This window comes from Sphingobacterium sp. SRCM116780 (assembly GCF_021442025.1).
In the GTDB taxonomy this organism is placed as follows: domain Bacteria; phylum Bacteroidota; class Bacteroidia; order Sphingobacteriales; family Sphingobacteriaceae; genus Sphingobacterium.
Map to the genome: position 1 here is coordinate 2,623,579 of NZ_CP090446.1, position 13,858 is coordinate 2,637,436.

General features: G+C 35.1%; 16 protein-coding genes. 5 read left to right on the forward strand and 11 right to left on the reverse strand.

Going from position 1 to position 13,858, the window contains the following annotated elements; translation table 11 throughout:
• Position 1: 1 nt before the first annotated feature.
• From LZQ00_RS11240 to LZQ00_RS11270, 7 genes are all read right to left on the reverse strand, one after another.
• Positions 2 to 1,270, reverse strand: coding sequence for a hypothetical protein (locus LZQ00_RS11240; protein ID WP_234509383.1), 1,269 nt, complete (start codon positions 1,268 to 1,270; stop codon positions 2 to 4).
• 4 nt (positions 1,271 to 1,274) lie between these two features.
• Positions 1,275 to 1,673 (reverse strand): hypothetical protein, encoded by a 399-nt coding sequence (locus LZQ00_RS11245; protein ID WP_234509384.1) that lies wholly within the window; start codon positions 1,671 to 1,673, stop codon positions 1,275 to 1,277.
• Positions 1,674 to 1,728: 55 nt separating this feature from the next.
• Complete coding sequence (locus LZQ00_RS11250) at positions 1,729 to 1,899, reverse strand: hypothetical protein (protein ID WP_234509385.1); 171 nt, start codon at positions 1,897 to 1,899, stop codon at positions 1,729 to 1,731.
• 111 nt (positions 1,900 to 2,010) lie between these two features.
• Positions 2,011 to 3,147, reverse strand: coding sequence for a DUF4236 domain-containing protein (locus LZQ00_RS11255; protein ID WP_234509386.1), 1,137 nt, complete (start codon positions 3,145 to 3,147; stop codon positions 2,011 to 2,013).
• 317 nt (positions 3,148 to 3,464) lie between these two features.
• Positions 3,465 to 4,130 (reverse strand): response regulator, encoded by a 666-nt coding sequence (locus tag LZQ00_RS11260; protein WP_234509387.1) that lies wholly within the window; start codon positions 4,128 to 4,130, stop codon positions 3,465 to 3,467.
• A 15-nt stretch (positions 4,131 to 4,145) separates the two neighbouring features.
• The gene (locus LZQ00_RS11265; protein WP_234509388.1) at positions 4,146 to 5,612 is read right to left on the reverse strand and encodes a tetratricopeptide repeat-containing sensor histidine kinase; all 1,467 of its coding nucleotides are present in this window, start codon (positions 5,610 to 5,612) and stop codon (positions 4,146 to 4,148) included.
• A 320-nt stretch (positions 5,613 to 5,932) separates the two neighbouring features.
• A complete protein-coding gene (locus LZQ00_RS11270) occupies positions 5,933 to 6,085 on the reverse strand; it encodes a hypothetical protein (protein ID WP_234509389.1) in 153 nt (50 codons plus the stop codon).
• A gap of 427 nt (positions 6,086 to 6,512) precedes the next feature.
• Between LZQ00_RS11270 and LZQ00_RS11275 the strand changes: the two genes are divergently transcribed.
• Entirely contained in the window at positions 6,513 to 7,673 is a 1,161-nt protein-coding gene (locus tag LZQ00_RS11275) for a hypothetical protein (RefSeq protein ID WP_234509390.1), read from the forward strand.
• 25 nt (positions 7,674 to 7,698) lie between these two features.
• On the opposite strand, the gene LZQ00_RS18465 is transcribed toward LZQ00_RS11275, so the two are convergent.
• Positions 7,699 to 7,833, reverse strand: a complete 135-nt coding sequence (locus LZQ00_RS18465) for a hypothetical protein (RefSeq protein ID WP_262910907.1) — start codon at positions 7,831 to 7,833, stop codon at positions 7,699 to 7,701.
• Between the two features lie 143 nt (positions 7,834 to 7,976).
• Positions 7,977 to 8,873, reverse strand: coding sequence for a LysR family transcriptional regulator (locus tag LZQ00_RS11280; RefSeq protein ID WP_234509391.1), 897 nt, complete (start codon positions 8,871 to 8,873; stop codon positions 7,977 to 7,979).
• Between the two features lie 211 nt (positions 8,874 to 9,084).
• Here LZQ00_RS11280 and LZQ00_RS11285 point away from each other — a divergent pair, with 211 nt between their 5' ends.
• The 4 genes from LZQ00_RS11285 to LZQ00_RS11300 all read left to right on the forward strand — a co-directional run bounded on the left by LZQ00_RS11285 (position 9,085) and on the right by LZQ00_RS11300 (position 11,537).
• Entirely contained in the window at positions 9,085 to 9,699 is a 615-nt protein-coding gene (locus LZQ00_RS11285) for an NAD(P)H-dependent oxidoreductase (RefSeq protein WP_234509392.1), read from the forward strand.
• 17 nt (positions 9,700 to 9,716) lie between these two features.
• On the forward strand, positions 9,717 to 10,004 hold the full coding sequence (locus LZQ00_RS11290) for a putative quinol monooxygenase (protein WP_234509393.1): 288 nt from the start codon (positions 9,717 to 9,719) through the stop codon (positions 10,002 to 10,004).
• A gap of 13 nt (positions 10,005 to 10,017) precedes the next feature.
• Positions 10,018 to 11,001 carry an aldo/keto reductase gene (locus LZQ00_RS11295; RefSeq protein WP_234509394.1) on the forward strand — a complete coding sequence of 328 codons (984 nt, stop codon included), beginning with the start codon at positions 10,018 to 10,020 and terminating at the stop codon, positions 10,999 to 11,001.
• Positions 11,002 to 11,231: 230 nt separating this feature from the next.
• Positions 11,232 to 11,537 carry a hypothetical protein gene (locus LZQ00_RS11300; protein WP_234509395.1) on the forward strand — a complete coding sequence of 102 codons (306 nt, stop codon included), beginning with the start codon at positions 11,232 to 11,234 and terminating at the stop codon, positions 11,535 to 11,537.
• 44 nt (positions 11,538 to 11,581) lie between these two features.
• Here the strand turns inward: LZQ00_RS11300 and LZQ00_RS11305 are convergent, their stop codons facing one another.
• Positions 11,582 to 12,490 (reverse strand): NAD(P)/FAD-dependent oxidoreductase, encoded by a 909-nt coding sequence (locus LZQ00_RS11305; RefSeq protein ID WP_234509396.1) that lies wholly within the window; start codon positions 12,488 to 12,490, stop codon positions 11,582 to 11,584.
• Positions 12,491 to 12,827: 337 nt separating this feature from the next.
• Positions 12,828 to 13,808, reverse strand: a complete 981-nt coding sequence (locus LZQ00_RS11310; protein WP_234509397.1) for a DUF6268 family outer membrane beta-barrel protein — start codon at positions 13,806 to 13,808, stop codon at positions 12,828 to 12,830.
• Between the last annotated feature and the right edge of the window lie 50 nt (positions 13,809 to 13,858).

The window sequence follows — 13,858 nt, forward strand, 5'->3', positions numbered from 1 at the left end:
ATTATGATACTTTTGTGTAAACAATATTTTGAAAATCAGGATCGGACAAATTAAGCTTCACAAGATGTTCATTTGCAACTGATTCGCACTCCAACAGCAATTTCGATTGTGTTGCCTGTGCAAGTGCTATTTCAGATGTTACTGCTTGAAACCAACCTTCTTTATACTGGTTATGGTAAAGAAGATATTGTTTTAGATTCATGATAAAACCGTCAATAACAGCCTGTAATTCAGTAATTTTTCCAGTGATCTCCACAACTCTTTTTCTCAAGTTATTAATCTCTTCTACTATTTCTGTTCTCGTAACTTCGAGTTGTTTCAACTCTTCTAGCTTGGTCTTGATAAATCCTCTAATCTTATCTAGATTTTCATGTTCCTTCATGGTGATGTCAAATACTAATCCCCAAATGATGTAAACGACAAATCCTGCAAAAATAATCATCCAAAATTCGGCTTCTCCTACAGCAGTACGAAGATTATAAGAAGAAGATTCAAGGGTTTTATGAAACTCGTATATTTTCTTTTCAATTTGATACGCCAGTAAACCGTCAAACAAGAAGGTGATGATGTATAAAACCATCAACCGCAAAGTATTCTTTATGCCTTTTCCTTTTTGAATCATGTGGATGACATACCCTAACCCTAAGAATACGGAAGGAATAGTTAATACCAAAACACCTTCTAACCATCCTGCCTGGAGGGCATTATTAAGTGCTTGTGCATCAAATATTGCAGCAGTTAAGCTATCATCTGAGAAAGTTTTAAAAAAAGCAGAATAAGAAGCTGAAATGTAAAAAACGAACAAATAGAGTGTAATGGGAGCTAATAAGATCAATCCAATATAAAATTGTGCTTGAGGTTTTTTAGTTGAATCCACACCATATTTTTCTGGCTGATATTTTACATTTTCTATATCACGTTGTACGCTATTTATTTTTTCGACAATTTGATCCTTCTTCTCTTCAAAAATAGAGACAGCTGCTTCCGTATTTTTCAATTCACTTTGCTTGCGATTTTTTTCCTCAATGTAAGGTTGTTTCAATTTTTGTTGGTGAATTTCTTGATCTCGACATTGCTGTTCAAAACTGGTGTATACATTTTCTAGACAAGCCCTAAAATTCAATGGACTTCCCATTGCTTTTAATGCGGCCCCGTAACCGCTTTGGTAGTAAGTGATTCGAATCCGCTGTTCGTCTTGTTCATCATATTCAGAAGGAATCACTGATGGAACATCTCGCTCCTTGATTGCAAATAGTTTTTTAATTTCCATATTTCTAATTCATTAAATCTAATACTTCATGTAATTGTTTTTGCTGTTTAGCACAATCGATGAGATAATCGCATAACTCTTCAACATTCTCCTCCAAAAATTCAAATGTCCGACAGTATTTTCTCAATAGATTATGCTCATCTAGGGTGACTTGTTTATCTGCCCATATCATCACTGCCAAATCGTATAAATACTCAATTCGTTTTTCAGTTGACTCGGGTAATTCCATTTGTTGAATAGGGTTTGTCAATATGTTGTTTAATCGTTCGGTACTCACCCCTCTATTTTCCGCGAATTTGTAAAGGAGCTTCATTTCTAACATATCAAAGTTCTCATCTGAACAAGCCATTTGATAGAGTCTCAAGAAGTGGCTTTGTAAAGCCGTACTAATTATAATTTCCATAAGAATAGTATCTAAAAAAGATATAGGTCACATAATGTGACCTATACGTTAAAATTTAAGCGTAACTGATCAATTCCCATGTCACTCCTTGACCACTATACGGAGGCATTTTATTCCCCGCAGCAATTGGCGCCGTGGTTGATGGTGTTCCAATTACTTTCCACACACCTGATTCTGGACAAGTCTCTCCTGTCTTCGCTTTTGTTCCTAATGGTTTCTTTGCCATGATTTTATAATTTAATTTAACTTGTTAAAATTCGTTAAGCTTTGTGCTTAAATCTTACGGAAAACCGTAAAGTACGCTGTTATCTTGTATAACTTTTAGAAGGTTATTTTTCTAAACCATCAATTGTCTCACAAAAGCTTGATATTCCTGAAATGCCTTAGCAAAAGATTCACTAGCTTCATAGTTGCTGAACTCATATTCTTCATGGAGGCCAGTATTCGTCTTCAACCGTATTTCCCCATACCTGACAACGGGGATTTGATAATTACCTTTAAACCTTCTATCGGGTGTGCCATTTTTGTTTACCTTTGTCCAAGTTTGATCAATGATCTTCGAATCAGCTGGAACAGGCTCTGTTTCCGTAAACCTGACAAAGCTTTGCTGTAAATCAATTTCGTCCAAACCAATAATTCCAAAGTCGGATAAACCAGCCTGCATCATGACGATAAAGCTGGGATAGATATACAGATCTGCGCCATTCGCATTCTGGAAATATAGTGCCTTTATATCTGACTTAAAATCAGGAATGGACTTAAAACTAAACCCAACATTTTTCCTCGTTACAACAGTACCAGCTGAAGATCGTGTAATCGCTCTGTCTTCATAATGAGCACTAGTGACATCCCAAATGCGATGACATCTAGTTAAATCCATAAAAGTTCGAATTAATGTCTCATATCTTATTTGTATTTCAGTTTGTATTTCAGGATCAAAATCAATCTCCAATTTCACATACGACTCATTGATTTGTTCCTTTGTTTGCTTAATCGCTTCGCTTTGAGCCAAGATATCATGAGTTAAGTTAGCTGGAATTGATTTTTGAATCAGTCCATATAGCAATAGGTAACTCATTGTTTTCTTCAGCTTTGTAGTTCTTTGTGTCTGTTGGATTTTTGACAAGTCTTTCGTTAATGATAACCGCTGTTGCCTAGCGAGCAGGATTGCTTCTTTAACGCCTTGCATATCTTGACTGGTTATCTCATGAATATCAGCACTAAAAATATTGCCTCTAGCGTCTATTATTGGAGTCGTGTGTTGAGGAGAAGGAGGTACTGTTGCATGCTCACCTGTAAATTTCTGTCTATTGTATATCCCTAGTGCTGGTATACCTGCATTCAGATACGTTCCTGACGGACCAAATGTCATACTTGCTCCTTTTACTCCAATGGAAGTCGAAACTCCATTCTTACTAAAGTTCAAATGAACGCCAGGTATAATTTTTACGCGTCTCCTAAAATTCCAAGCCATGTTTTTTATTTTTGGTTGTTTTCAGTTAATTAATATGACAAAAGTATATTTACTTAACACTTTATTTTTACGGATTCCCGTAAAGTGAATGTTATTTTTAAAAAATTTATCAAACTGATTTACAACAAGAAACAAAATAAAAAAGGAGATTACTAAGTAATCTCCGACACGTTTATAATGAAGTTAATATATATAGTTTTAATGAATAGAAATGACACTCCCTTGAACGGATTTTGAAACTCTCTTTCACCTTTTAAAAGTCATGACATACAGGTTTCAAAAGGTAAAATGAAAAATAAAGCGAATACGATGATCTTTTAGATCAGATTATTCTCTCTACAATAAGCTACCAACTGTTCATTATTAGTAAAATTTTGCACTTCTTTCATCAGATTCAAACGTTTCTCAATGCTGCTCAGACTAGAAGGCTTAATGTCTCTTTGCTGCAGGTAATCTGGCATATTCTTTTGTGGTATTCCCTCATAAAGCATTTTGACAATATGAAGATCCAAAGAGGTAAACTCGTGAGAATTCTTTTCCTGAAATATTTTTTTCAGATCTGGAGATTGATACCTTTTATTATGATAAGTTGCATGAAGAGCTTCCTTAAGATGTTGACCATCTCGTCTAGCTTTACGAACAAATCCATCTACTTCATTTGTTTTAAACATTTGGTTGATCGTACCGGAAAGGTCATTTGCCGTTAGGATAATCACTTTGATATCGGGTTGTATGACTTTGATGGCTTTGATCAGTTCTATACCATCTGCTATTTGTTGCGGGCTGTCGTCATCCTCGAATTCAATATCCGTGATCAACAGGTCATAAGGTTCGCCATCTCGGAGGGCATTTCTGATCCAAGTTAATGCATGGTCGCAGTAATAGACATATTTAGTATCTTGAATACCTAAATCTTGAAGTGTTTTTTGTACGGAAATGTTTGCGATCTCATGATCTTCGGCAATGAGTACTTTTTTAAACATACGTTATCGTCTTTTTTAGCATAGTGGGATGATGACTTCTACTTTAAGTCCTTTTCCCAACTCACCAGCAAAGTTAATTTTGCCACCTAAGCTTTCAATACGGTTTCCCGTATTTGTCAATCCATTTCCATATAATTTATCTTTTTCCATGCCTACGCCATTGTCACTAAAATAAATATGCAACTGATTGTTACTCTTTTCAAAGCGAACAACAACATTGTCGGCCTGGCTATGTTTCTTCATATTGACCATCAATTCTTGCAACACGTGGGCGATCTCTTCTTTAGCCTGTTTGTCAACAGATTGCCAAAGATCGACTTCATTTCCTGCAATCAGCACCTTATGGCTATCGCTTGCGAACGATTTGAGCAACTCGGCAATATATTCATTATAAGGTCTGTCGGTTTCCTTTTGCTCTTCTCCTTCATAGGAGATATCCCGTGATTTATCATACATCTCTTCCAGTCTATCGAGTATACCAGTGCGATCAATATCGTCGCGATTTTCAATCTCAATCATCACCCGATAAAGGCCATTGGCTACCACATCGTGAACTTTGCGAGATGTTTTGAGCTGACTAGCCTTAATCTTATTTTGAGCTTCTAACTCTAAGCGTTGTTTACGTTTTTTATAATAGATGCTTCCTCCCCCAAGAAGGACAATCGAAAGTAGTGTTATCCCTCCTGTTACTACCCGTTGCCTTGTCAGGCGATTGGCTTTCTCTGCATTATCTTTCTGTAGCATTAAGTTGTCAGATTTATTCTTTTCCACTTCATAACGGATCACAGCGAATTGGTTTTTGGCAGCAGATCTTGCTTGTTGGATGCTATCGCTCAGTTGTTGATAAATTTTAAAATAATTTCTTGCAGAGTCTGGAGAACTTACGTAAGCTAATCTTTCTACTGCTTTCATTTCGTCTTCTGTATTTTTCAGTTGTTTTGCAACAGTATATAGCTTTCTTGCATAAAATAAAGCTGAATCAGGTTTATTATCCATATAATAATCTGTTAGATGTGTATAACTAGAATTAAGTCCCATTATATCATCATCATCTTTACGTATATTTAGTGCTATTAAAAGATCATGAGTTGGATTATAATTATGATTCTGCTGCCAACGTGATAATGCTATATTGGTTAAAAAACGCGCATACTCCTTTCTATTTTTACCTGTTTCATTTAAAATTTTAGTATAAATTGTTATCGCTTCACTATAATTACCATTATCATGATAAACTTTTGCCTTATTATTTAAATATATCTGATTACTCAAAGAGTCGTTAGAATATTTAATTGCTAAGTCGTAAAAATATAAAGCCTTATCATAATCTTTTAGTTGATATGTAGCAACACCTAAATTATTGTAATTATGACTCAAATAAGTGCGGTTTTGAGAGTTGTTTTTATCTAGATAGTCTATAGCTTGTAATGCCGTTTCTTGTGCACCAAAATAATCTCCTTCATCCTTTTGTATGATAGCCATAATAATTAAACAATTCGCTGTGTTTAAACTATCGTTTGCTTCACTAAATATATCTTTGGCTTGACTAAAATTTAAAAATGCACTGTCAGCTTTTCTTTCATTGAAAAATTCATAGGCTTTATCGTAATAAGGATTATCTACTGATGTTCTCTTCTCAACTGCTTTTTTTGAGCAGGATAAAAAAATAAAGAAAAATAGAAATATGATTACTGATCTCAAGGTTATTGGTTTTATTCGAAACTACTGAAAATTAAATGCAAAAACAATGAGAACTAAAAGAAAAAGGCAGCTCTCGCTACCTTTTTATTATAAAATCCTAATTATGGTCTTGTTGGACGTGGAGGAATTGGTGTGCTTGTGTCACCAGTTGTTCCACCATCTCCATCGCGAGTTGTTTGAGTTGTTGTTTGTCCACTGTTCGTATTAGAACCAGATGGATTACCAAATAAAAGCATGAAAATTAAATACCACATGTTTCAAAAAATTAAAAGTCAAAAACTGGGTAGGTCCACGTGCCCTATGCACGGGATTACTACAAAAGTTTTCAGAAGGCCTTCTGAATTTTTTGGGAAGTGTGAGTGTCCATCACGGGAGGCTAAAGCTGCTTCCCAAACCGGCTAAATACTACCGCGATATCTTCTCTTTGTGAAATCTCTTTTGTATCTTTCCTCGAAAGAACCAATCGATATATGAACTGATTTCGAAAACAAATTTATAGCGGATAAAACCCTTAACATCAGATATTTCCGATGTTTCCGATACTATTCCAGGATTTCCTTTGTTCATCCAGAATTTCCTATGGAATTCCGTCATTTTTGGTAAAAGAAAGATTGAAAAAAGGTTAATTTATTTACGGAAAACCGTAAATTCCGATGCTGTGAATAATTTAATTTTGTGATAATGTTTGAAATTGATCTATTTAATGAAGAGGTGATAAAGTTTTATTTTGGAAAAAAAATCCAAAAAGAATTACCACTAGAAATCGAGAAACCTTCTCGAGCAAAACTTATGAATTACTGTTTAACTCTTTTGGCAAGAGGAAAACTAAAAAAAGATATACCTACGTTGATCAGTATTTTCGATCCGCATCATAAATATGAAAATATAGAAGCTGCTATAAAAAAAGTTGGTGCAGATAAATTTCGACCGCTTCAAGATTTTATAATACAAAAAACAACCAAACCAACAGATAATAGCATAAAGCTACTCTCCATATTAATTGATTTTCAACCCAGACCCTTTGATGAATGGAGAAGATTATATGATTTAAAAACTTCATTACTTGAAGATTCAAAAGACTATCAACATGACGATATAAAAACTGATGCTGATATAATTAATAATGGCGAAATTTCAGAGGATAAGAAAAATGAAGAGATTTCTCCTAAAGAAACCGTAGTAGAAGTGAGTAAGGAAGAAGTTTTTGAAGAAACTTGTGAAGAAGATACAACTGATCTCGATAAAAAGAATATTATTCTCCCTTCGGGTTCGGAACAAGTTTCATCTCAGATCAATGAAAATACCCCATATGAAGAGAATATAGATAATGATGAGGTAATCAGTAAGCATAATGAAATACAAAAACCTAAGAGTTTCATTTCACTTTCAGAAGAGAAAGTAAAACCAAAATCAAAATGGTTTTTTATATTATTTAGGAATAGACATGCTCTTCGTGCTCTAGGAGGAACTACATTCGTAATTGGTCTGTTTATCAGTACCTATTACCTAACACCAAAACAATGTATGTGCTGGGTCGGGGATCATTATATTGCTGTTGACTGTCAGAATAACAATATAAAGGGTGAAATCATTGCTTTGGATGAGCAAAAATTAAATGAATTTAAGAAAATCACCAAACCAGATACGCTTACAGCTAAGGATGTCAATCAGGTTTGGTATTCTAAAATAAACAATAACGTAGAATTCTTCACCGCACCTGGATTTCATCCGATACATGGACAAAGATCATTAAAGGTAGCAACTGAACATATTATCGAACAGTATGCTATAAAAGGAGATGCACAAATAGAAAAGCACAGTGTAAAAACATTTTATAAATGACGTGCAAAAAATAAGGGTGTAAAGATTATCCTTTGGGAGGACGTACTTGACCTGTATCTCCCCCATCGCCATCACGAGCCGTTTGAATTGTTGTTTGTCCACTGTTTGTATTTGCATCCGAAGGATTACCAAATAAAAGCGCTAAAATAAAATACCACATCGTTTAAATAATTTAAATGTTTCAATATCTGTTTCTTCTTTTTATCCCATAGATAGGACAATTATTATTTGAATATAGAAAAGATAATTTATTATAACTAAAATTAAAAAAATTATTTATAGAACTAGAGATATATCTCTTAATCAACTCATCACCTGTCTAAACAATTTCTTGATATGATTGATCTCTTCTTTGAAACTGGTGTTTTTGCGGGTTCCAAAGTACAGTGTGTTTTTAAGGGGGTTCTCCCCTTCCCATATCAGTTGGATTTCTTTCGCATCAATTTCTTTTTTACATAAAAAATCAGGAATAACTGCTAAACCATTTCCACCTTTTAAACAGCGAACAATGGAATTGAGATTGGGAACAATATAGTTTGGACGAAAATCAGGTTTATGTCCGAAATTCAAGCCCCAGAACTGAAACAAATGCTCCATATCTCCCGTTGTACCATACCACTTCTCTTGCTTTAACCAGTTCTCTACGGTTTCCTTTTCTCCACTTTCAAGCACTTTGTTAAATGCGCCCATATCCACTTTTTCACCGCCTACCAATACGATTTGTTCCGATGAAAAAGCTTCGTGATCGATATTGGTTGAAGAACCCTTTTTAGGTGTAATGATCAGATCCAAAATTCCCTTATCCAATTGATCCAACATCTCCGGATAGTTTCCAAAATTGATAATCAAGTTAAAAGGTAAGGTCGAGACATACTGTTCTAAAGTCGTTTGAAAGGTTTCAAAGCACATCCCGATACTGATGGTCGGTGTATTTTTCTCTGTTGATTTCTGGAAGTTCTTTTCTACGTTTTCTAATTTTTGCACAGGCTCTAAGATCGCATTGTACAAAACCTTTCCCCTTTCTGTTGGAACCATTTTACGACCTGTCCGATCAAATAATTTATACCCAACATAGGACTCCAGCGAACTCAAATGAAGACTTACGCCTGGTTGAGAAATAAACAACGCTTCAGCAGCTCCCGTTAATGTTCCTGTTTTATAAATTTCCTTAAACGTGCGGTACCATTCCAGATTGACCATATTGTTCTCTTCTAAATTGACAAAAATTTAAATGAATAAGCCAATGTACATGCAGGAATGATTGATGCTATAGTTTCATTCACTTCTTCCATTGATTATCGCATACAAAGATACTAATTATTATAATTATAATAGTTATCTATAATTTATCCTATTTTTATAATAACAAAAGCTACCGTAATTTTGTGCTATACAAATAGCAAAAAACAAAATGAAAAAGATATTTATTATTAATGCAGGTCAAAACTTCGGACATTCCGGAGGTCTTTACAATCAAACAATAACAGAAGAAACATTAAAATTTTTCAAAAACAACCCTGATTTTGAGGTGCAGATGACGCATATCGAAGAAGGATATGACGAGCAGGAAGAAGTCAGTAAATTCGTTTGGGCAGATTATGTCATTTACCATACCCCGATATGGTGGTTTCAATTGCCACATGGTTTTAAAAAATATATTGACGAGGTGTTTACAGCTGGGCACAAAACAGGTATTTATCGTAGCGATGGTCGTCGATCTGACAATCCAGAAATCAACTATGGAACTGGCGGGATGTTAGCAGGAACCAAATATTTATTGACTACAAGTTGGAATGCTCCACAAACAGCCTTTACACTTCCAGGAGAGTTCTTCCAAGAAACCAGTGTGGATGACGGTCCTTTATTTGGTTTCCATCGTATGAATGCTTTTGCTGCTATAGAAAAAATGGATAGTTTTCATTTTCATGACGTAGAAAAAAATGCAAATATCGAACGTGACATGGAGATTTACAGGAATCATCTTCAACAGGTATTTGAAAAAGAAATGGCACTTGAAATTCAGTAATTTAATAATAATAGCATATGAAAATATATCTTACTGTCGTTGTACGTGCAAAGGATGCCTATCGTGAACAGGTCAAGAAAACTTTGTTGAATATGGTCGCAGAAACTCGAAAAGAAGTTGTTGTTGAATTATACAACCTGCATCAAAGTACAGAGGATAAAAATGTGTTTACGTTCTACGAAATCTGGAAAGATCAGGCGAGTCTAGATATGCACAATGAACAACCTTATATAAAAGATTTTCAATCGATTATCGAAGAGCAATTGGCAGAAGCGCCGCTTATCGTAAAAACAGTATTAATTTAAAAATTCAAAGAAAATGGAATATCGGAAATTAGGAAATACAAATCTATCGTTATCAGCTATTACACATGGTGCATTTGCCATCGGTGGAAATATGTGGGGAGGAAATGCAAAAAAGGATTCGATCGATTCCATCCATTCTTCTTTGGATTATGGTGTCACTTCTATTGATACAGCTCCTTTCTATGGATTTGGATTAAGTGAAGAAATGATTGGTGAAGCCATTAAAGGTAAAGATCGTTCTAAGATCCAACTCTTGACTAAATTTGGTTTGGTTTGGGATGGTAGCAACCAGGGTAAAGGAGAGTTTTTCTTTGATGCCGAAGAAAATGGTAAAACCATTCCTGTATACAAATATGCAGCTAAAGCGAGCATCATCCGTGAAGTCGAAGCCAGTTTAAAACGTTTAGGAACAGATTACATCGATCTTTTGCAATTGCATTGGCCAGATAATTCTACCCCAATAAACGAAACAATGGAAACCTTAGAACTTTTAATTCAACAAGGAAAAATCCGTGCTGCAGGGGTAAGTAATTATAGTGTAGTGCAGTTACAAGAAGCTGAGAGAACACTGTCATTGGCGAGCAATCAAGTTTCATACAGCATGTTGAACAGAGCTATTGAAAAAGATTTAGTGCCATATGCGTTAGAAAATGATCTTGGAATTATTGTTTATAGTCCCATGGAAAGAGGACTGTTAACGGGTAAATATTTTAAAGAAGCACAATTGAAAGCAGATGATCACCGTAATGGCTACTTCGCGCAATTCGAGTTGGAAAAAGTAAAAACCTTATTAGCAGATCTAGAAAAAATTGCCGTAGAAAAGAACGTCAGTATGTCGCAATTGGTTTTACGTTGGACGACTTTACAACCAGCTATTCGTGTTGTATTAGCTGGAGCGCGTAATACAGAACAAGCGATTGAAAATGCGGAGGCCTTACGTATTCAACTTTCTTCAGAAGAATTGAATACCATCCAATTGGCATTGTCCAAATTTTAAATTATACTTCTTTGGATATACGGAAAAGGTCTATTTGAAATAGACCTTTTCCGTATATGTTGTTTTATATAAAATATACTTGCTGCTATTCTAGTACTTATATTGTGTAGGCAATTGCGTATATTACAGATGAAAATAAGTTTTGTTTTTTCATCATCTATTGAATAGTGATTTTTAAAACAGAAAAATTAACATCCGTACATCAAGCTTGACTCCCTAAAAGAAAAACAATGATTACAGTAAAAGTTACCTATACCGTTAAAAAGGAATATGTTGAATCTAACAAAAAAAGAATTCAAGCCTTTCTGAATGCATTTAAAACATTAGACAATAGTCAATTTGTGTATTCGATATTTCAATTACAAGATAGCGACACTTTCATCCATCTATCGCAATACAAAAATGAATCTATTCAACAGGAGCTCTTACATGTACCTTCCTTTTTAGCATTTCAACAACAACGAGACCTTCATCTTATATCCGATCCTACTATTGAATTTTTAACCTGTATTGGATCATCCAAAAACATATTATGATGAAATCGTATCTCATGATATTGAAATGAGTCCGCTTAACGCTATTAGAATCGTTCTTTTGTCAACTCCATATTGACCATTGCACCTGTTAGATTTCCACTACTCACGGCACTCGCGACAGAGCGCATCATAATGACACTATCCCCACAAGCATAGATACCTGGAATGGTTGTTTTTTGAAAACCATCCACCTTAATATGTCCTTGTTCAGTTAGTTCGCACCCCAAAGCAGCAGGAATATCCGAATGCTGCACAAATGGAATCACCGCATAGACCGCATCGAAATTTTGTCTAGCGCCATCCTCGAAGATCACTTCTTGGACATGACCCGCTTCATGCACGATTTCTGCTATTTTAGTCGTTATTACTTCAATACCATTTTTTTTCAATTTCAAAAATTGTTCTTCCTGAAAATCAGCTTTTCCAGTTGTCAAAATGCACAGGCTATCCGTCAGATTATGAACTAAAGAAGCTAGGTGCATAGCCCTATCCCCATTGGCGATTAGTCCTGTTTTTTGATGTCGGAATTCATATCCATGACAATAAGGACAATGAATAACGGATATCCCCCAACAGGCAGAAAACCCCTTTATATCAGGCATAATGTCCCGAATCCCTGTTGCAAAAATCAATTTTTTAGCAGTAAAATTTGCTCCTGCTTTCGTTTGGAGTGCAAAACTCTCCTGTACAATTTCTCCAACTATAACAAAGTCATCACAAAACTCCACTGTTTTATATTGAGCGACCTGTTGTTTAGCTAAGGTTGCAATCTCGAATGGTGTTTTTCCATCCTGTGTCAAGAAATTATGGGAATGAGGAGTTTGCCAATTACAGGGCATTCCACTATCGATGATCAACACATTTCTTAAGGAACGTCCTAATGTCATTGCTGCTGAAAGTCCAGCATAGCTTCCTCCAATAACAATTGCATCATAAATTTTAGCTTTTCTCATCCTACATCTATTGTTAACAGATCATGTAAACAACTACAGATCTTATTTTGATAAAGATAATGATAATCTCATTTATTGCAACAATATTGCAACAACTCTCATTTCCTTATCTGATTCTTTACTGTTTTATGACTCGTGACAGTTGTTCTTCTTAAAATCTGCAATACATTATCGAAATCCTATACCATATTTTAGCTGAATGCGTTTTTTTTATCCAAGCTTAATCCGCTGATTTAAACATTTGAGAGCAGGATCAGCAGCTAGATATCTTATCGCTCATCGATTGCTTAAACTTATACAAAAAGAGAGCCTCTAAATATCGTAGCCATTCATGAGATTATCTCCTTTTTTTGGCAAAAGGATTAAAAGACAAACCTGCATTAAAATATAAAGAGGGATTTGGAGAAGCCTCAAAAATATAATCTTCTTGTTTTTCATTTTTCTCAAATATGCGTGCTCTTGGAATTGTTTTCATCCCTGTCTTAAAAGACACAATAAAAGACCCTCCTAAATTATGCTCATAGATAAGTCCTGAGTTGATCTCCATCTGATTAAAGGAATATACGTGATCTGATCCAGCGAAGTTATGGAGATAAAAAAACGTACTCGTAATATCTGCTCCTAATGAAAGTCGACTATTAGGAAAGATTGTCTTACGAACATAGGCACTTCTTGGCAATACCATGTCGAGCATCCATCCATTAGCGTATTGTTCTTTATAGATAAACGTTGGCAGAACAGGTACTATTGCAGCAGGATCCAACAGAGCTACCAGTCCGATGGACATCTGCACTTTTTTTGTAGCTTTCAATACAAGCGTTCCTGTCACGATACCTTTTGCACGTTCGATCCCCTTTTCACTTCCATCCACCATCACACGACCAGAGTAGATGATCATCTTTCCAAACAGCTTGGAATAATAGGTGAAATTCAGCGATTCATGATGATAGTGAAAATAATCAGCTTCATGTTTTATTTGTTCTGGAAAAAGATCTGAGTTTTGAGATGCTATAGAAATAAAGCGATAACCTACGTTTGCACCCAAAGTCCACTTACTCTTTTTCACCAAATTGATATTGATGCTGCCACTCACTTGATGTAAGGCTGTCACTTCTCCTTTCGGTAAATCATTTCCAAGGTATTTCGACGAAAACTTGTAACTACCCGTAGACTGATATTCTAAGTTCATGACACGTGTTGCAGGAAATTTGTCCGCAACTACCGCCATTACTTTTTGTGGGATGCTATCCTGATTTTGAGCGTAGGTATCAAATTTCAATACAACAATACCACATATTAGCACAATTTTTTTTAACATTTCAATCATCTATTTGAACTTAAAACTTAACTGCAAACCACAGTAGGCTG